This window comes from Humibacter antri (assembly GCF_054777235.1).
The window spans coordinates 68479-85682 of the sequence record NZ_BAAHAW010000002.1; the positions used below are offsets into that span (position 1 = coordinate 68479).

Below are 17204 nucleotides of genomic sequence, written 5' to 3' on the forward strand. Positions count from 1 at the left end.
GGCGCGGGCACGGCCGCCGAGCACGATCGCACGAACACCCGCGGCTACTGTCGAAGGATGCTCCAACGCGCCGCCGACCGCGAGATCCTGCGGCTCGCGGTGCCGGCGTTCGGCGCTCTCGTGGCCGAGCCGCTATTCCTTCTGGCGGACTCGGCACTCGTCGGGCACCTCGGCGCGACTCCGCTGGCCGCCCTCGGCATCGCCGGCGCCGTGCTGCAGACGATCGTCGGGCTCATGGTGTTCCTGGCCTACGGCACCACGCCCGCCGTCGCTCGTCGCCTCGGTGCGGGCCATGAGCGCGAGGCGCTCGAGGCCGGCATCGACGGCCTGTGGCTGGCCGCGGGCATCGGAGTCGTGCTCGCCGCTGCTGGAGCTCTCGCAACGCCCCAGCTCGTCGCGCTGTTCGGTGCGCAGCCGGATGTCGCTTGGCAGGCATCCGCATATCTCGCGGTGTCGATGGCGGGGCTTCCGGCCATGCTGATCGTCTACGCGGCGGCCGGGCTGCTGCGCGGACTGCAGGACACGCGCACGCCGCTCTCGGTGGCGTCTGGCGGGTTCGCGGCGAACATTGGCTTCAACGCCCTGTTCATCTACGGCGCCGGGCTCGGCGTGGTCGGGTCGGCCGTGGGAACGGTGATAGCGCAGTGGGGCATGGCTGTGCTCTACATCGCGGTGGCGGTGCGACACGGTCGCCGCGCCGGCGCGCGGCTCGGACCGCGAGTTGCAGGCATCCGCGGGCTCACCGGCCCGGGCTGGTGGCTGTTCTTGCGCACCGCGAGTCTGCGCGTGGCGATCATGCTGGCGGTGTTCCTGGCGACCGGCATCTCGTCGGATGCCCTCGCCGCCTGGCAGGTCACCATGGCGGTCTACAACGCGGTGGCCCTCGCGCTCGACGCGCTGGCCATCGCAGCGCAGGCACTGATCGGACGGTCGCTGGGCATGGGCGACGTGCAGGCGGTGCGTGCCGTGCTGCGCCGGTGTCTGTGGTGGGGCGTCGGCGGAGGGGCGGTGCTCGGTGCTCTGCTCGTCATCGCGAGCCCGGTGCTCGGCTGGGTGTTCACGAGCGACCCCGACGTGCTGCGGATGCTGCCGGTCCCGCTGGCGATTCTCGGTGCGACTACACCGCTGGGCGGCTACGTGTTCGTGCTCGACGGCGTGCTGATCGGCGCAGGGGATGCCCGTTACCTCGCGGCCACCGGCCTGGTCAACCTCCTGGTGTTCGTGCCGCTCGCGTGGGCGGCCGTCGCCCCTGGCGCCGGCGACGCGACCTCGTTGTCGTCGCTGACTCTCGCGTTCGTGCTCGGCTACCTCGGCGCCCGCGCCGTGACGCTCGGCGTGCGCGCCCACCGCGGCCGATGGATGGTGGTGGGTGCTGTGCGCGGTTGAGCGGGCGGGCGCTCGGGCAAGTATTGCCGGCACCAACCATGGGGCGCCACCGCTAGGGCACGCGCGCCGTCGTGTTCCCGACGCGCAGCACCGAGGTGAACGCGACGGGCTCCGCCTGCTCGCCCTCGAGCATCCGCACGATAGCGTGCCCCGCGGCGCGACCCTTCTCGTACGCGGGCTGCTCGAGCGTGGTCAGCTCGTAAGGCCACAACCCGTCGACGCGCACGCCGTCGAATCCGATCACGCTCAACTGATCGGGCACGACGATGCCGAACTCCTCGGCCGCACGGATCACGCCGACGGCGAGCAGGTCGCTCTGTGCGATGATCGCCGTCGGCCGTTCCCCATCGGGCAATGACAGCAGCTCGCGGGCGGCCCTGCGCCCCTCGTCGACATAACTGCCTGCCGCGGCGTAGGCGACGGCATCCGGAAATACCAGCCTGGCGCCCTCGAGCCTCTGCAGCGCCGTCGCGGACGAGCTGATGGCGAGCAGCTCGTCGGTGACGCGGCCTCGGTGATGCGTGACATCCAGCGGCAGCGTGATGATGGCGACGCGTTCGTGGCCGAGCTGCTGCAGATGGCGGGCACCGCGCTCAGTCGCATCTCGGTTGTCCTGCTCGATGACGAGGATGCCCTCAGCCGGGAACCCCTCGATCGCCACAACCGGCAGACCCCGGTTGCGCAGCGCCGAGATGCTGTCGGCGAGGCGCGGCGTGCATCCCATCAGCACGGCCGCGTCGATCGGAGCGTCTTCGACGGTGACCTGATGCGCGGGCTGCGTCGGCATGGACTTGACGCCGGCGAACTGCTGGGCCGGCCCTGCCGCGGCCAGGATGAGCAGCGCGGCGTCGATGTGCCCGATCTCCTCGGCGATGCCGTCGAACTGCGCGATCTGGATCGGATCGCGGAACGCCTCGCGCACCCGTTCCTCGATGACCACCCCGATGATGCCGGAGCGGCCGCGCCGCAGCGACCGCGCCCTCGGGTCGGGGCCCGCGTAGTGCATTTCGCGTGCGGCGGCGAGCACGCGATCCCTTGTGGCCTCGGCGACCGGGCCTGATCCGCTGAACGCGAGAGACGCCGTCGAGGCGGAGACGCCGGCCTTCGCAGCGACGTCGGCGAGGGTGGGCCGGGGCGAGTCGCGCACGGGACGCGCGGAGTCGCGCACGGGCTTCACGGAATCGTGGTCGGGCATCCCGCTCCCTTCTCCCGGCGGCTGCCGGCACGATACGCCATGGCCCCGCGCCGTGCGGTGCGCGGACCACGCGGATGCCGCCTCCTTGACGGGCCGGCATCCGATTCGCTAGCTTAGGCGAAGGACGGACTCGAATCGATTCGACCCGCCTGGGGCCCAGTCCTCGGCCAGACCTTCGTCTCGACCCTCTCCGTCGTCTTCATCTCCTCTCTTTCGCCGCGCGACCCTCACGCGGCGCCTCCCAGATCGAATCCCATGGCAACGCGCACCGACATCACCAGCTCCCGTCCCCGTGTCGCACCCGAGTTGCGGGCGTGGCGCAACGCGCTCTTCGTCATCTTCATCGTCAGCGGGCTCTTCCTCTCCAGCTGGGTGTCGCGGGTGCCTGGCGTGCGGGACTCGCTGCATCTGCAGACGGATGTCGTCGGCCTGATCCTGCTCGGCGTCTCGATCGGCGCGATCGTGGGTCTCGTCGTCGCCCCCCCTCTGCAGGCGCGCGTGGGCACCCGGCGGGGCATCGCCATCGTCGTCGTCGCCGCGTCGTTCGGCCTCGCCGTCGTCGGCCTCGGCGCCGCAGTGCTGAACTCGTTCCCGGTCGTCGTGCTCGGACTCGCGCTGCTCGGTCTGGGCAACGGGGCGGTCGACGTGATGATGAACGTCTCCGCCGCGGCCGTCGAAAAGCGCATCGGCCGCACGATCATGCCGTTCATGCACGCATGTTTCAGCATCGGCACCGTCGCTGGGGCAGGCATCGGCGCCGCATGCGCCGCGCTCGGCATCTCCGTCTTCTGGCACTTCGCCGTGATGGCCGTCATCTGCATCGCGGCAGGCGTCATCGCGGTGCGCTACATCCCGAACACGCAGGATGTCGTGGATCGGGATGCCGCAGCGCAGGCATCCCTCGACTCCTTCGACGATCCGGCGATCGCCGCCGCACCGCGCCGACGCACCTTCCGTGAGACCGTGAAGTCGCAGCTCACGGTGTGGGCTGACTGGCGGCTCGTGCTGATCGGGGTGGTCATGCTCGGCATGGCGTTCACCGAAGGATCGGCGAACGACTGGATCGCGCTCGCCTCCGTCGACGGCCACGGACTCGACAACGCAGGCGGCGCGCTCGTGCTCGACGTGTTCGTCGCGGCCATGACGGTCGGCCGCGTCGTCGGCGGGCCGGTCGTCGACCGCATCGGACGCGTGTGGGCGATCCGCGTCACGGCGGCGCTCGGCGTGGCCGGCCTGTTGCTGTTCATCCTCGCGCCCTCGCCATTGGCATACGTCGCCGGCGTCGTGCTGTGGGGCATGGGCGCCTCCCTCGGCTTCCCGCTGGGCATGTCCGCCGCCGCGGACGACGAACGGAACGCCACGGCGCGGGTCTCGGCCGTCGCGATGATCGGCTACCTCGCGTTCCTCGCGGGCCCGCCGGTGATCGGATTCCTCGGCCAGCAGTTCGGCATCCTGAACGCCTTGTACGTCGTGCTCGTGCTGCTCGTCGCCGCGTTCGTGTGCGCGCCCGCCCTGCGGCACCGCGAGCCTTCGATGCCATAGCCTCGACTGGTGCGGTTGGTTGTTGCCCGGTGCTCGGTGGACTATGCAGGGCGCCTCAGCGCACATCTTCCGCTGGCGACGCGGTTGCTCGTGCTCAAGGCCGACGGGAGCGTGCTGGTCCATTCCGACGGCGGGTCGTACAAGCCGCTCAACTGGATGAGCCCGCCGTGCACGCTCAGGGTTTCGGAGCCCGACGAAAGCCAAGCGGATGCCGGTGCCACCGAGATCTGGACGGTCACGCACTCCAAGACCTCCGACCGTCTCATCGTGAGCGTGCACGAGCTGCTGCACGACTCCGCTCATGAGCTCGGGATCGACCCGGGGCTGCAGAAGGACGGAGTCGAGGCGCATCTGCAGAAGCTGCTGGCCGAGCAGATCGATCGACTCGGCGACGGCCACACGCTCGTTCGCCGGGAGTACATGACGGCGATCGGGCCGGTGGACATCCTCGCGCGCGACGCCGAAGGACGCGCCGTCGCGGTCGAATTGAAGCGCCGCGGAGACATCGACGGCGTCGAACAGCTGACGCGTTACCTCGAGCTGATGAACCGGGATCCACTTCTCGCGCCCGTATCGGGTGTATTCGCCGCGCAGGAGATCAAACCGCAGGCGCGCACGCTCGCGGAGGATCGCGGCATCCGTTGCGTCGTTCTCGACTACGACGAGATGCGCGGCATCGACGACTCGCTCAGTCGACTGTTCTGAGACCAGACGGCTGTTCTGCGACCGACTCGGTCCGGCCGAGTCAGCTTTTCGCGCGGAGCGACGATTGCTGCAGCGGATATCGCCACAGCAATCGTCACCTTCGAGTCACGAATTCGCGCGGTATTCCTCGAGCAGTGCGGCCGGAATGCGACCGCGGTCGGAGACCTTATGCCCGTGTGAGCGCAGCCATTCACGGGCCGCGCCGAGATCTTCCTTCGAGTTGCGGGAGGAGCGACTGGAAGCGGAGGCCGAGCGACCGCCGTGGAACGACCGGCGGCCTGCGTCTTGGAAGCGTCGGAATGCGTCGCGAAGCTCACGCGCATTGGCATCATTGAGGTCGATCTCATAGGAGACGCCGTCGAGAGCGAAAAAGATGGTCTCTCCCTTTCCGTTTTCGATTTCCACGCCGTCGATGTCGTCTACCAGGACCACTGTGGTTTTCTTCGCCATGCGATAAACATACGCAATTGCATTGCCCGAGCGAAAGTCCGACACGTGAATAGCCGGTTGGCGAATGCGGTGTCGTGCATTATCGCCGACGGGGAAGGGCGCATTATCCGGGCCGTCGCGAATCGCTCGATGCGCGATTCCACTCGCGAACTCAGGCGAATTCGAATGTCAGGCCCCGGCCGGAGCACCGCAGCGGGCGTGCAGGCGGCGCTCGAGAAAAGGTCGTAGCATGGCCGGGCCATGAGTATCCCGACTTCGATCATGAGCGAACACACCCCCGAGATCACGCGAACGTGGTCTGCTGTGCTGTTCGACCTCGACGGCACCCTGACCGACTCCGCCCCCGGCATCACCCAGTCCCTGGCTGGGGCCCTCGAGGAGATCGGCCATCCGGTCGCCGACCCCGACTCCCTCACCGTGCATGTGGGTCCCCCGCTGCACGAGACGATGCGCGCCCTCGGTCTCGACGAACGCGAGGCGGAAGCCGCCACCGCGGCCTACCGCGCCCGCGCCGACTTCACGGACTTGCACGGCAACGCCGTCTTCCCCGGCATGCTCGGCCTGTTGCGCGCACTTCGTGACGCCGGCATCCCGATCGCCCTTGCGACGAGCAAGCCCGTTGGCCGCGCCACGCGCATACTCGAGCACTTCGGTCTGCTGGAGTACTTCGACGTGGTGGGTGGCTCTCCCGACACTGCACACAACAGCACGAAGGCGGACGTCATCCGCTGGGTTCGCGAGCAGCTCGCGGCCAACGGCCGCGACACGAGCAACCTCGTGATGGTCGGCGACCGCGGACACGACGTGCTCGGGGCCGAGGCGAACGACATCCCTTCGGTCATCGTGGAGTGGGGCTACGGCTCCCCGGTCGAGGCCGTCGGCGCGATGTCCGTCGTGCATTCGGCCGACCAGCTGCGCGAACTACTGCTGCGCTGATCGCGCCTCCGCGCGAACCATCGACTCGGCCGTCCGGTGTCCGGTCACTGGCCATTCGAACCCGTGGGCCGCTGTGGAATACAGGCATGTCGACGCAGAACAGGCACATCCTGCCTGTTTTCGCGTGGCAAGCGCCTTCCTGCCTGTTCTCGGGATGGGGGCACTGGGGCACTGGGGCACCTAGCGCGCGAGGCGTTCGACGATGCCGCCGTACAGGCGCGGCATCCGCACGGCGGCAGGCACGATGGCACGACGAAGCGGTGATCGCCCCGCCGCAACCAGGCCACGGGTGAGCACCCGGAAGTCTCGCGTGATCGCGCTCCAGCTGCGCTCGTAAGGCATCGGATCGTCGGCAGCGATCGCCGCCACCGCCGCCTTAGCCTGCGCGATGCCGAGGCGCAGACCCTCTCCGGTCAGCGCGTCGACGTACCCGGAAGCATCCCCGACCAGCAGGATGCGTCCCGCCGTTCGCGCACGGGTGCGCTGCAGCAGCGGCCCGGCGCCGCGCACCTGCCCGAGCTGCGCTCGCGAGTCGCCGCAGACATCCGCATGCAGCAGCTCGGCGAGTTCCGGCTCGTCGGCGAGCGCCGCCGCGAAGTCGGCACCCCGGCGGCCGAGAAGGGCGACGCCCACCAGCTCGGGACCGAGCGGCGTCACGTAGAACTCGCCGTTCGGTGTCCAGCGCACCTCGATGAGGTCGTTCCACGGCGCGATCGCGAAGTGCCTGCGCAGCCCGAATCGCCGAGCGGATGCCCGTTGCGGCCGCGACGCCAGCCCCGCCAGCTCGCGCACGCGGGAGTGCAGGCCATCCGCACCGACGAGGTGACCGGCCGTGAACGGGCCGAGGCCGGGTCCGGAGATCGTGACGTGCATGTCGTGCAGACCGACGGCATCCACTCGCGCTCGGATCACGCGGATGCCCCGCTCCGCGACTCGCGCGGCGATCGCCGCGTGCAGCGTCGTTCGCGCCACACCCCGGCCGGGCCCGCTCTGAAAGCGGTGCTCCGCGCGGGCGCGCCCCTGGATGTACGCCACCCCGCGCAGTTCGGCGCCCGGCGGCTCAACCCCGAGCTCGCTGAGCAGGCGCCAGGCGCCAGGCATGAGCCCCTCGCCGCACGCCTTGTCGATCGGCGTCTCCCGTGGCTCGATCACGATCGGCTCGAGGCCCGCCTCGGCGGCGAACAGCGCGGTAGCGAGCCCCACCGGGCCTCCGCCGACGATCGCCAGCTGCGCGTCGGGCGTCACCGGAGCACACTCCTCGATGGGAACGACCCGTCGCGACGCACGCTAGACGCCGTCCGGCATGACGTGCGCGTGCAGCTGCGCCAGCGCGCGCTCCTCCGCCGGAATGCGAAAGCCCCAGAGCAGCACCCCGTTCAGCACCGCGAACGCGATCGCCGTGATCCAGCCGGCGTAGACCAAGGGCAGCGCAATGCCGTCGAGGACGACGGCCAGGTAGTTCGGATGCCGCAGCCACCGGTAAGGCCCTTCCCGCACGGCTCCCGCTCCAGGTATCACGATGACGCGCACGCTCCACTGCCTGCCGAGCGTGGCGATGCACCACCAGCGCAGCGCGTTCGCGACCACGAGCAGTACGAGCATCGGATACCCCAGCCAGGGCAGGAATGCTCCCGCGAGCCACGCCTCGAGCAGACATCCGATCAGCAGTGCGATGTGCAGTGCGATCATCGGCGGCAGCTGTGCACGGGCGACCTCGCGGCCGCCATGGGCGAGCGACCAGCGGGCGTTGCGTGCAGAGACGACAAGCTCGGCGAGCCGCTCCAGTCCGACCAGGAGCACGAGCGCCAAGTACCAGCTCACGCGCCGATCCCGGTGTACGACGCGGACACCGTGCTCGGTTCGTCCACCGCCCAGTGCAGCAGCACCAGTTCCGCGGTGACCCCGGGGCCGAGCGCGAAGAGCAAGCCTGTCTCACCCGGAACCGGGTTCCGCAACGTCTCGGCCAGAATGCCCAGCACGGCGGCCGATGACTGATTGCCGGCCGCCGCGAGCGCCCGCCAACTCGGCTCGAGCGCGGCATCCGCGAGCCCCAGCGCCTGTGCGAACGCCTCCAGCACCTTCGGTCCGCCCGGATGCGCCAGCCACGTCGTCACATCGGCGACCGTCAACCCGTGCCCACCGAGCAGCGCGTGCACGTCGTTCGCGAAGTGGCGGCCGATCACCTCAGGCACGCCGGCGCTGAGGACGATGCGGAATCCCGTGCCGCCTATGTCCCACCCGATCACGTCTTCGGTCTGCGGATACAGGCTGCTGCGCGTGCCCACGACGTCGGGGCCGGGCAGCCCGCGGTCGCGAGCGAAGTCGTCCCCCACCACGACGACGGCAGCGGCACCGTCGCCGAACAGTCCGCTGGCCACGATGTTCGCCATAGAGTCGTCGCCGTGCTGCACTGTCAACGAGCACAACTCGACCGAGACGAGCACGGCGACGTCGTGCGGATGCCCGACCAGGTAGTCGTGCACCCTCGCGAGGCCTGCGGCCCCAGCGACACACCCGAGCCCGAACGACGGCAACCGCTTCACATCGGGGCGCATCCCCACCCTGGTCGCGAGTTGCGCGTCGATGGACGGCGCGGCGACTCCCGTCACCGACGTGAACAGCACGAAGTCCACCTCGTCGGCGCGGATGCCCGCAGCGGCGAGGGCATCCGTCGTCGCCCGCTCCGCCAGATCGGTGCCCGCCGCGATGAAGAGGTCGTTCGCCTCGTGGAACGAGTCGAGAGTCGCGTACTGATCGAGCTCCATCACGAGGTTGCGAGTCTGCACCCCCGCCGAAGCATGGATGCGGCGCAGCAGCGCTGCGCGCGAGGGATCGTGGGTGAGCAGAGGTTCGAGTACCCGGGTGATCTCCGCCTGAGAGTAGCGGTGGGCGGGCACGGCAGGCGCTGCCGCCACGATACGGGACACAGGGGCAAGCTACCACCGGGGTCCGGCACGGTCGGGGGCTTGCGGCAGACCCCCAGCGACCATCCGCTGGTAGAGCCCGCCGAAACCTGCGTCGCCGTGCGGCGGTTTCGACGAGCTCGACCGGCGGGAGAACGCCCTCAGTCGCGCTTCGGAAGCTGCTGCAGGGTCCAGCGGTTGCCGTCAGGGTCGCTGAACGTGACGAAGCGGCCCCAGGACTGCTCGTCGACCTCCCCGGCGTCGACGCCGTTCTTCAGCAGGTGTTCGCGCGCGGCGTCCGCGTCGGCGATCACGATCTGCACACTGCGCTGGCTGCCGACCGGCATGTCGGTGAGGCCCTTGCCGAATGCGATCGAACAGGCCGAGCCCTGCGGCGTGATCTGCACGAACCGGATCTCGTCGCTGACCGTCACGTCATAGTCGACCTGCCAGCCGAGCTGGTCGCCGTAGAAGTGCTTGGCACGGTCGACGTCGGAGACGGGCACGAAGACGAGCTCGATCTTCCAGTCCATGGTCGGTTCCCTTCTGTTGCGGCCGGAGCATCCGGCCTTCCGTGATGGTGATGGATGCAACGCTATTCGCCGATCAGGTCAATTTCTGTCCTGAATGCGAGAAGAATGCCGATATGGCCGCCACCGCATCCCGCGTGCTCGAACTGCTCTCTCTGCTGCAGACGCATCGGCAGTGGCAGGGGCCCGAGCTCGCGGATCGACTGGCCGTCACCGAGCGCACGCTGCGACGCGACATCGAGCGACTGCGCGACCTGGGTTATCGCGTCGACGCCGTGCGCGGCGCCGCAGGCGGATACCGCCTGGAGGCCGGGACCCGACTTCCGCCGCTGCTGCTCACCGAAGACGAGGCGGTCACCATCGCCGTCGGCCTGCGCTCGGCCGCCGCTCAGGGACTCGTCGACGGCGAGCACACGACCCTGAGCGCCATGGCCAAGTTCGAGCAACTGCTGCCACCCGCACTGCGCACCAGAACGGATGCCCTCGCGGCCGCCCTGCGCACCTCATCGTCGGGAGGCGTACCGGTCTCGGCCGGCCGGATCGGCACCCTCGCGCTCGCCTGCCGCGACGCCGAACGCATCCGATTCGCCTACCAGGCGGGCGACGGCAGCGAGTCCATCCGTAGCGTTGAGCCGCATGCCGTCGTGTCGCAGGGCCGCAGCTGGTTCCTGTTGGCATGGGACCGCGACCGCGAAGACTGGCGCACCTTTCGCCTCGACCGCATCGAGAACATCTTCGGCACGCGGGTGCGCTTCGAACCGCGCCCCGTTCCCGGCGGCGACGCGGCCGAGTACGTGCGCGCCGGCATCCGTTCTGTGCGGGCTCCGCTGCGGCTCGACGTCGTGCTGCACGCACGCATCGAGGATGTCCGGGCCCGGCTCGGCGGCTGGGGAGCCGGCCTCCTCGACGAGGGTGCCGACCGCTGCGTCTGGCCGCTGTCGGGCGAGTCCATCGCGCACCTCGTCGCCACGCTCGCCTGGGTGCCCTCCGATCTCGAGTTCGAGCTGCGGGGCGACCGCGCACTGCTGATGCGCGTCATGACAGCGGCGACGCGCCCAGCGACGGCGGCGCGCGCGGAGCTCGAAGCGGGGCCCTCGGTATAGTGCCAGCATGACCGACGCAGCAGGTTCGCAGGCCGAAGGCGCGGCATCCTCCCTTCCGCTGGTCGTCGGCGTCGTGGCCGATGTACCCGATGTCGTCATCACCGAGGCGGCGGCGCTGGCCGCTCAACTCGGCACTCCCATCGTGTTCGCCACGGTCGAGCCGCTGCGCTACTCGATCAGTACGCTGCCCGACGGTTCCGTGCTCTCGATGCCGCTGGATCCCGACGTGGCCGACACGCAGGAGGAGACGTTCGATCCCGACCTCGTCGCCCGCATCCATTCGCTGGTTCCGGATGCACACCTCGAGTTCGTCGCCCGCGCGGGTGACCCGGCGATCGAGCTCGCCCGACTGGCCGAGGAGCGAGAAGCGCGCGCGATCGCCGTCGGCACCCGCAAGCCCGGATTCCGTGCCAGCCTCGAGGAGTTCCTGGCCGGATCGATCGCCGTGAGCCTTGCGCACAACCAGGCCCGCCCGGTGATCGTGATCCCCGTGGCGCACACCGTCGAGGGCCACGACCCGGCTCGGCACGCGCCGTCGTCCGACGCTTCGTGACCACCGGACTTCGCCGACCGCACGTGCTGATCGCCGTGGCATCGTGACCTCCGGGCAGGAGGGCGCGAACGCGCGGAGGCCCCGCCCGCTGCACCTGAATCCGCTGGCGATGCTCGTCGTCTTCGTCGGCGGAGGCCTCGGCACGCTCGCCCGCTATCTGCTCTCACTCGTGATTCCGCCGCTTCCGATTCCGGCGCTCCGCGGGCTGCTCTACGGCGGCATTCCGCTCTCGACGCTTCTGGTGAACGTCGTCGGCGCGTTCCTGCTCGGTCTGCTGCTCAGCGGTCTCGCCCGTCGCGGAGCCGAGTCGAGACGCGGACGCTTGCTGAGGCTGCTCATCGGCACCGGTTTCATGGGCGGCTTCACCACCTACAGCTCACTCGCGGTCGAGACGGTCGGACTTGGAACTGCAGCGAATCCGTGGTTCTCCGTGTCGTACTCTCTGGTGACGCTCGTGGTCGGGCTGGGCGCCTCGCTCGCCGGCATCGCGCTCGGCACGTATGTGAGCCGGCCACGGGCGTCCGGTTCGCCCGAGGACGCGTCGTGACCCCGTCGTGGCTCGTTCACTCGCCCCAGCTCGCCGCGCTCCTCGCGGTGAGCGGAGGCGTCGGTGCCGTCGCCCGCTTCGTTCTCGACGGCGTGCTGCGCACCCGGCTGCGCTGGGTCGTTCCGGCCGGAACGCTGATCATCAACGTGAGCGGTTCGCTGCTGCTCGGATTCCTCACCGGGCTCATGGCGTTCCACGCGATGCCGAGCTATCTGAGCATCATTCTGGGCACCGGATTCCTGGGCGGCTACACGACGTTCTCCACCGCCAGTTTCGAGACCGCGCGGCTGCTCATCGAGCGCAAGGGCGTGGCATCCGTCGTCAACAGCCTCGGGATGCTCGTGCTCACCGTGCTCGCCGCCGCGGCCGGCCTCGCGCTCGCGTCGCTATAGCGGCAAGGTGTACCGTTTTGCGGTCGGCGACCCTGCACGCGATCGACGACCCTGCACGCGACCGACGAGAGAGCACGGCGCCCATGAACCACCACGCAAGCGACGCCCGCTTCGTGGTCACTCGTCAACACAGTGCTCGTTCGCACTCTCCGTGGTCACTCGTCAACACAATGCTCGCTCGCACCCGCCGTGGTGGCTCGTCGATACAGTGCCCCCGCCCGCACCGTGGTCTGCCAGCCTTTACCGCTCGTGCACGTCGTGGTTGTAGGCCGCTACGCGGTCGCCGTCGGCGTGCGGGCTCAAGGCCGGTCGCGGGCGACCTTGTCGGTTCGCACGCTCCAGCGGCCCTCGACGCGCGTGATCGTCAGCGGGTAGTCGAGTGCGTCGCTGACGAGTGAGCCGGTGAGCACGGCATCCGCGTCGCCCTGAGCGAGCACTCGGCCGTCGCGCAGCAGCATGGCGTGCGTGGTCGACGCCGGCAGCTCCTCGAGGTGGTGGGTGACGAGCACGCTGGCGAGATCCGGATGCCTGGCCCTCAGCTCGTCGACCCGGTCGAGCAAGTGCTCACGGGCCGCGATGTCGAGCCCGGTCGTCGGCTCATCGAGCAGCAGCAGATGCGGGTCGGGCATGAGCGCGCGGGCGATCAGCGTGCGGCCCCGCTCGCCCTGCGACAGGTTCGGCCATCGCGCATCCCGCCTCGCCGTCATGCCCATCAACTCGATGAGCCCGTCGATGCGGATGCGCTCGGCCTGCGTCGGCTGCCACCGAATCATGAGCTCTTGCGTGCCCGTGGCGCCGGTGGCGACGACCTCGCGCACGGTCAGCGGTGAGCGCACCTCGTGCCGAGGGTTGACGTGCCCGATCAGCGACCGCAGCTCGCGCAGATCGACGCGGCCGAGCCGGCGGCCGAGTACCTCGACGCTTCCCGCGGTCGGATGCTGCACGGCGCCCAGCAGGCTGAGCAGCGTCGACTTGCCTGCCCCGTTCGCGCCGATCAGAGCCCAGTGCTGCCCCCGATCGACGTCGAGCGAGATTCCGGAGAGGATGTCGCGCCCTTGCCGCACGAACGCGACGTCGGACACTGTGAGAATACGCTCCGGCGGCATGGGTTCGGACGGCATTCGTTCGGGCACCCGACTATTCTGGCGCCTCACCGCGCCCGGGCCGCTGCTCACCGGCGCGCGGCGCGCTCACCGGCGGGCGGCGTGCTCACCGGCGTGCCGCGGCAGCAACGCGGCCTCCACTATGGGAAAGACCAGCAGCAGCGCAACGACGGCAAGCGCCCAGCGGTAGCCGAGCCAGGCATCCGAGGGTCCCCATGCCGAGGCGGCCGCCGTCGTGAGCCGCACGATGAGCGCGGCCACCGCGATGCCGACGCCGACCGCGACCTGCTGCATCGTCGAGGCCAGCGTGTTCGCCGAGCTCATGATCTCACTGGGCACATCGGCGAACTGCAGCGAGTTGTAGCCGCTGAAGCCGATCGAGCGGAACACCCCGCTCAGGAAGAGCAGCACAGCGATCGCCCACAGCGGCGTCGTCGGGTCGATGAACACGCACGCCACGTAGACGAGGGCGCCGAGCAGGTTGCTGCCGACGATGACGCGCTTGAACCCGAACCGCCGGATCAGCGGCGTCGTCACCGGTTTGATGGCGATGTTGCCGACGAAGACGGCACCGACCAGCAGGCCGGCCTGCGCCGCGCTCCATCCGAATCCCACCTGGAACAACAGCGTGAACAGGAACGGCGCCGCGCTGATGATCAGCCGGTACACGCCTCCTCCTACATTCCCCACACGGAACGTACCGATGCGAAGCGCAGAGAAGTCGAGCAGCGGATGCCTGCCACGTCGCATCCACGTCACTCCGGCAGCACCCGCTCCGGCGGCGATCACCAGGTAGGCCACCGCCCACACCCAGTCGGTCGAGCCCGATCCGACCTCTTCCATGCCGAGCACGAGCGCGGCCAGCGCGACGCCGGCGAATCCGAATCCGGCCCAGTCGAGTCGGCGCGCCTCGGGTGCCGGCGTGTTCGGCACGATCTTCAGCGCGACGACGAACGCGGCGAGACCGAACGGGATGTTGATGAGGAAGATCCACGGCCATCCGACCGTGTCGGTCAGCACGCCGCCCAATGCGGGGGCGACCACGGGCGCGACGAGCCCCGGCCAGGTGAGGTAGGCCATGGCATCCAGCAGGTCGCGCCGGTCGAGTCCACGCAACACCGCGAGGCGCCCGACGGGAACCATCATGGCGCCGCCGACACCCTGCAGCACACGCGCCGCCGTGAGCTCCGGGAGGTTGCCGGAGAGCGCGCAGAGCGCGGATGCCACTGTGAAGACCGCGAGCGCGGTCGCGAAGATCTTGCGCTCCCCGAACCGGTCGGCCAGCCATCCGCTCATCGGAACACACACCGCGACCGTGAGCAGGTACGCGGTCATCGCGATGTTGAGGTCGACCGCGTGCACGCCGAAGTCGTGCGCCATGGAGGGCGCGGCGGTCTGGATGATCGTGCCGTCGAGGTTCTCCATCGAGAGCCCGACGGCGGCGAGCAGCGCCAGCGGCCGGTTCAAGGTCGCTGATCGGGGCACCGTGCAAGTCTGCCGGAGGTTCACCGACTCGGCACGAGGTTGCATCTGGATGCACGACGGTGCTCACGGGTTGAGTTGCAGCGCCGAGGGCGCGGCGAAGAGAAGCCCAGCGACCTCGTCGGCGGGGTTTCGCTACGCCACCTTCGTCGGCTGCTCAACCCGCCGAGGGCCGACCCATGTAGTGGTCGACCAACGGAACGAAGATGCCATCGACCGTGTTGTCGATGAACTCGTCGGTCAACTGAGCGTGCGTCATGAGCAGTTCGTGCCGCATCAAGTCGAACGGGAGATTCTGCACCCGCTCGGGAACGGCATCCAGATCGATCTCGCCACGGTCCTGGGCGCGGGCGAGGATCACGCTGCTCCACACCGTCCTCTGGCCGACGAGCCGCTCCCGCACTTCCGAGAGCGACATTCCCGACTCGCCGAACAGACCGGCGAGCTGCGCACTCAGCATCACGACCATCTCCACCCGTCGCTCGCTCGCGACACGCAGCAGCCCGCGCAGGTCCCCTGCGAGCGTCCCGGTGTCGGGGATCTCGATGACGTCCTTGTCGTAGTGGTGGCGGATGGCCGCGAGAACGAGCGATTCCCGGTCGGGCCAGCGACGGTAGATCACCGGTCGGCTGGTACGTGCTCGCTCGGCGACCGCGTCGAACGTCAGCCCGTTGTAGCCCTTCTCGGTCAGCTCGTCCCACGCCGCGTCGAGTAGCGCGCCCTCCAGCTCGGCGCCTCGCCGGCGGATGCTGGGGGCCTCCGACTCAAGATTCACTTGTGTATCTTATCGCAGGCGTGTATTCTCCCTCTTTAGATACAGTTGTGTATCTAAATTAAGGAGCCGTTGTGAGCAAGACCCGCACCGCGCCCGCGGTGGATCCATCCGTCAAGCGCACCACGACGACGCTGGTCGTCGGCGTCCTGGCCGTCGTGTTCGACACGACGATCATGAGCGTCGCGCTGCACTCGCTCTCGAAAGATCTGCACGTTCCGGTCTCGACGATCCAGTGGGTGACCACGGGGTACGTGCTCGCTCTCGCGGCCACGGTTCCGCTGAGCGCGTGGGTGCAGAAGCTGCTCGGCGGCAAGCGGGCCTGGATGTTCGCCCTCACCCTCTTCCTGCTCGGCTCCGTGCTCTGCAGCCTGTCGTGGAACGCAGAGAGCCTCATCGCTTTCCGCATCGTGCAGGGCGTCGGCGGCGGCCTCATGCTGCCCTTGATGCAGACGATCGTGATGCAGTCGGCGGCCGGCAAGAACCTAGGACGCGTCGCCGCTGCAGTCGGACTCCCTGCCATGCTCGGCCCGATTCTCGGGCCGGCCGTCGGCGGCATCATCCTGAACTGGCTCGACTGGCGCTGGATCTTCTGGGTCAACGTTCCGTTCTGCGTCGTCGGCCTGTTCCTGGCCTGGCGAATGCTCCCCCGCGACGTGCGCGCGACATCCCGTCCAAAGCTCGATGTCATCGGCATGGTGCTGCTGCTCCCCGCTCTGGTCGCCCTCCTGCTCGGGCTCTCCAACTCGGCGGGCAGCGACGGATTCGGGGCGACGGATGCCTGGCTTCCGCTCGCGATCGGCGCCGTGCTGCTGGTGACGTTCGTGGTGTACGCACTCAAGCGTGGCGACCGCGCACTGGTCGACATCCGTCTGCTCCGTCACAGGTCGGTGTGGTCGGCATCGGCGCTGCTGTTCCTCTCCGGAATCGCGGCATACGGGATCATGCTGCTGCTTCCTCTCTACCTGCAGCAGTTGCGCGGACTCGACGTTCTCGCCGCCGGGCTGTTCCTCGTGCCGCAGGGACTCGGCACGCTGGCGAGCCGCTCTCTCGCCGGGCGCCTCAGCGACACGATCGGCGCCCGGGGAGTGGCGGTCGCCGGCTTCGCCATCGTCGGTGCCGCGACCGTGCCGTTCGCGTTCAGCACATCGACGACGAACGAGTGGCTGCTGATGGCCGTGTTGTTCGTTCGCGGATTCGGCCTCGGTGCCATCGTGATGCCGCTCATGGTGGCGTCGTTCCAGGGCCTGGCGTCTGCGGACATCCCGCATTCGAGCATCATCACGCGCACGGCACAGCAGCTCGGCGGTTCGTTCGGCACAGCAGTGCTGGCCGCGATCCTGCAGTCCGGCCTGACCGTGCACGCGGCGCAGGGCACGTCGGGCGTCGCGACCGCGTACGACCAGGCGTTCTGGTGGTCGATCGGTTTCACGGCCCTCGCCGTGGTGCTCGCACTCGCCCTGCCCGGGCGTCAGGCACCGGTGCCGGAAGTCCCAGCTCCCGAGCCCGAGGCCACCGCCGCATCCGCCGGTTGAGCCGACCATCCGCCGGTTGAGCCGACCATCCGCCGGTTGAGCTGAGCATCCGCTGGTTGAGCTTGTCGAA

At 69.3% G+C, this 17204-nt stretch carries 18 protein-coding genes; 9 read left to right on the forward strand and 9 right to left on the reverse strand.

The window, feature by feature from the left end:
* Positions 1 to 57 precede the first annotated feature (57 nt).
* Positions 58 to 1386: an MATE family efflux transporter gene (locus ACYVDK_RS01010; protein ID WP_460516645.1), complete on the forward strand. Its 1329-nt coding sequence runs from the start codon at positions 58 to 60 to the stop codon at positions 1384 to 1386.
* Between the two features lie 52 nt (positions 1387 to 1438).
* Here the strand turns inward: ACYVDK_RS01010 and ACYVDK_RS01015 are convergent, their stop codons facing one another.
* Positions 1439 to 2581 carry a LacI family DNA-binding transcriptional regulator gene (locus tag ACYVDK_RS01015; protein ID WP_460516648.1) on the reverse strand — a complete coding sequence of 381 codons (1143 nt, stop codon included), beginning with the start codon at positions 2579 to 2581 and terminating at the stop codon, positions 1439 to 1441.
* 138 nt (positions 2582 to 2719) lie between these two features.
* On the opposite strand from ACYVDK_RS01015, the gene ACYVDK_RS01020 reads away from it, so the two are divergent.
* Both ACYVDK_RS01020 and nucS read left to right on the forward strand, forming a co-directional pair.
* On the forward strand, positions 2720 to 4123 hold the full coding sequence (locus ACYVDK_RS01020) for an MFS transporter (protein WP_460517355.1): 1404 nt from the start codon (positions 2720 to 2722) through the stop codon (positions 4121 to 4123).
* 9 nt (positions 4124 to 4132) lie between these two features.
* Positions 4133 to 4828: an endonuclease gene (gene nucS / locus ACYVDK_RS01025; protein WP_460516651.1), complete on the forward strand. Its 696-nt coding sequence runs from the start codon at positions 4133 to 4135 to the stop codon at positions 4826 to 4828.
* 105 nt (positions 4829 to 4933) lie between these two features.
* Here the strand turns inward: nucS and ACYVDK_RS01030 are convergent, their stop codons facing one another.
* Positions 4934 to 5278, reverse strand: coding sequence for a histone-like nucleoid-structuring protein Lsr2 (locus ACYVDK_RS01030; RefSeq protein ID WP_460516654.1), 345 nt, complete (start codon positions 5276 to 5278; stop codon positions 4934 to 4936).
* A gap of 240 nt (positions 5279 to 5518) precedes the next feature.
* Here ACYVDK_RS01030 and ACYVDK_RS01035 point away from each other — a divergent pair, with 240 nt between their 5' ends.
* A complete protein-coding gene (locus ACYVDK_RS01035; RefSeq protein WP_460516656.1) occupies positions 5519 to 6214 on the forward strand; it encodes an HAD hydrolase-like protein in 696 nt (231 codons plus the stop codon).
* A 180-nt stretch (positions 6215 to 6394) separates the two neighbouring features.
* On the opposite strand, the gene ACYVDK_RS01040 is transcribed toward ACYVDK_RS01035, so the two are convergent.
* The 4 genes from ACYVDK_RS01040 to ACYVDK_RS01055 all read right to left on the reverse strand — a co-directional run bounded on the left by ACYVDK_RS01040 (position 6395) and on the right by ACYVDK_RS01055 (position 9650).
* Positions 6395 to 7459, reverse strand: a complete 1065-nt coding sequence (locus tag ACYVDK_RS01040; RefSeq protein WP_460516659.1) for an NAD(P)/FAD-dependent oxidoreductase — start codon at positions 7457 to 7459, stop codon at positions 6395 to 6397.
* 42 nt (positions 7460 to 7501) lie between these two features.
* Positions 7502 to 8035 (reverse strand): isoprenylcysteine carboxyl methyltransferase family protein, encoded by a 534-nt coding sequence (locus ACYVDK_RS01045; RefSeq protein WP_460516662.1) that lies wholly within the window; start codon positions 8033 to 8035, stop codon positions 7502 to 7504.
* Entirely contained in the window at positions 8032 to 9141 is a 1110-nt protein-coding gene (locus ACYVDK_RS01050) for a type III polyketide synthase (protein ID WP_460516665.1), read from the reverse strand. The genes ACYVDK_RS01045 and ACYVDK_RS01050 overlap by 4 nt, the downstream gene beginning before the upstream one ends.
* Before the next feature lie 137 nt (positions 9142 to 9278).
* Positions 9279 to 9650: a VOC family protein gene (locus ACYVDK_RS01055; protein WP_460516667.1), complete on the reverse strand. Its 372-nt coding sequence runs from the start codon at positions 9648 to 9650 to the stop codon at positions 9279 to 9281.
* Positions 9651 to 9763: 113 nt separating this feature from the next.
* Here ACYVDK_RS01055 and ACYVDK_RS01060 point away from each other — a divergent pair, with 113 nt between their 5' ends.
* Genes ACYVDK_RS01060 through crcB form a run of 4 tightly spaced genes read left to right on the forward strand, consistent with a single transcriptional unit; the run spans position 9764 to position 12242 of the window.
* Positions 9764 to 10750: a helix-turn-helix transcriptional regulator gene (locus tag ACYVDK_RS01060; RefSeq protein WP_460516670.1), complete on the forward strand. Its 987-nt coding sequence runs from the start codon at positions 9764 to 9766 to the stop codon at positions 10748 to 10750.
* 7 nt (positions 10751 to 10757) lie between these two features.
* Positions 10758 to 11303, forward strand: a complete 546-nt coding sequence (locus ACYVDK_RS01065) for a universal stress protein (protein WP_460516672.1) — start codon at positions 10758 to 10760, stop codon at positions 11301 to 11303.
* 43 nt (positions 11304 to 11346) lie between these two features.
* Positions 11347 to 11850, forward strand: coding sequence for a fluoride efflux transporter FluC (locus ACYVDK_RS01070; RefSeq protein ID WP_460516675.1), 504 nt, complete (start codon positions 11347 to 11349; stop codon positions 11848 to 11850).
* Positions 11847 to 12242 carry a fluoride efflux transporter FluC gene (gene crcB / locus ACYVDK_RS01075; protein ID WP_460516678.1) on the forward strand — a complete coding sequence of 132 codons (396 nt, stop codon included), beginning with the start codon at positions 11847 to 11849 and terminating at the stop codon, positions 12240 to 12242. The genes ACYVDK_RS01070 and crcB overlap by 4 nt, the downstream gene beginning before the upstream one ends.
* 299 nt (positions 12243 to 12541) lie before the next feature.
* Here the strand turns inward: crcB and ACYVDK_RS01080 are convergent, their stop codons facing one another.
* The 3 genes from ACYVDK_RS01080 to ACYVDK_RS01090 form a co-directional block, all read right to left on the reverse strand.
* Positions 12542 to 13375 (reverse strand): ABC transporter ATP-binding protein, encoded by an 834-nt coding sequence (locus ACYVDK_RS01080; RefSeq protein ID WP_460516681.1) that lies wholly within the window; start codon positions 13373 to 13375, stop codon positions 12542 to 12544.
* Between the two features lie 57 nt (positions 13376 to 13432).
* A complete protein-coding gene (locus ACYVDK_RS01085) occupies positions 13433 to 14830 on the reverse strand; it encodes an MFS transporter (protein ID WP_460516684.1) in 1398 nt (465 codons plus the stop codon).
* Between the two features lie 154 nt (positions 14831 to 14984).
* Positions 14985 to 15602, reverse strand: coding sequence for a TetR/AcrR family transcriptional regulator (locus tag ACYVDK_RS01090; RefSeq protein ID WP_460516687.1), 618 nt, complete (start codon positions 15600 to 15602; stop codon positions 14985 to 14987).
* A gap of 71 nt (positions 15603 to 15673) precedes the next feature.
* On the opposite strand from ACYVDK_RS01090, the gene ACYVDK_RS01095 reads away from it, so the two are divergent.
* The gene (locus ACYVDK_RS01095) at positions 15674 to 17134 is read left to right on the forward strand and encodes an MDR family MFS transporter (protein WP_460516690.1); all 1461 of its coding nucleotides are present in this window, start codon (positions 15674 to 15676) and stop codon (positions 17132 to 17134) included.
* Positions 17135 to 17204: the final 70 nt, after the last annotated feature.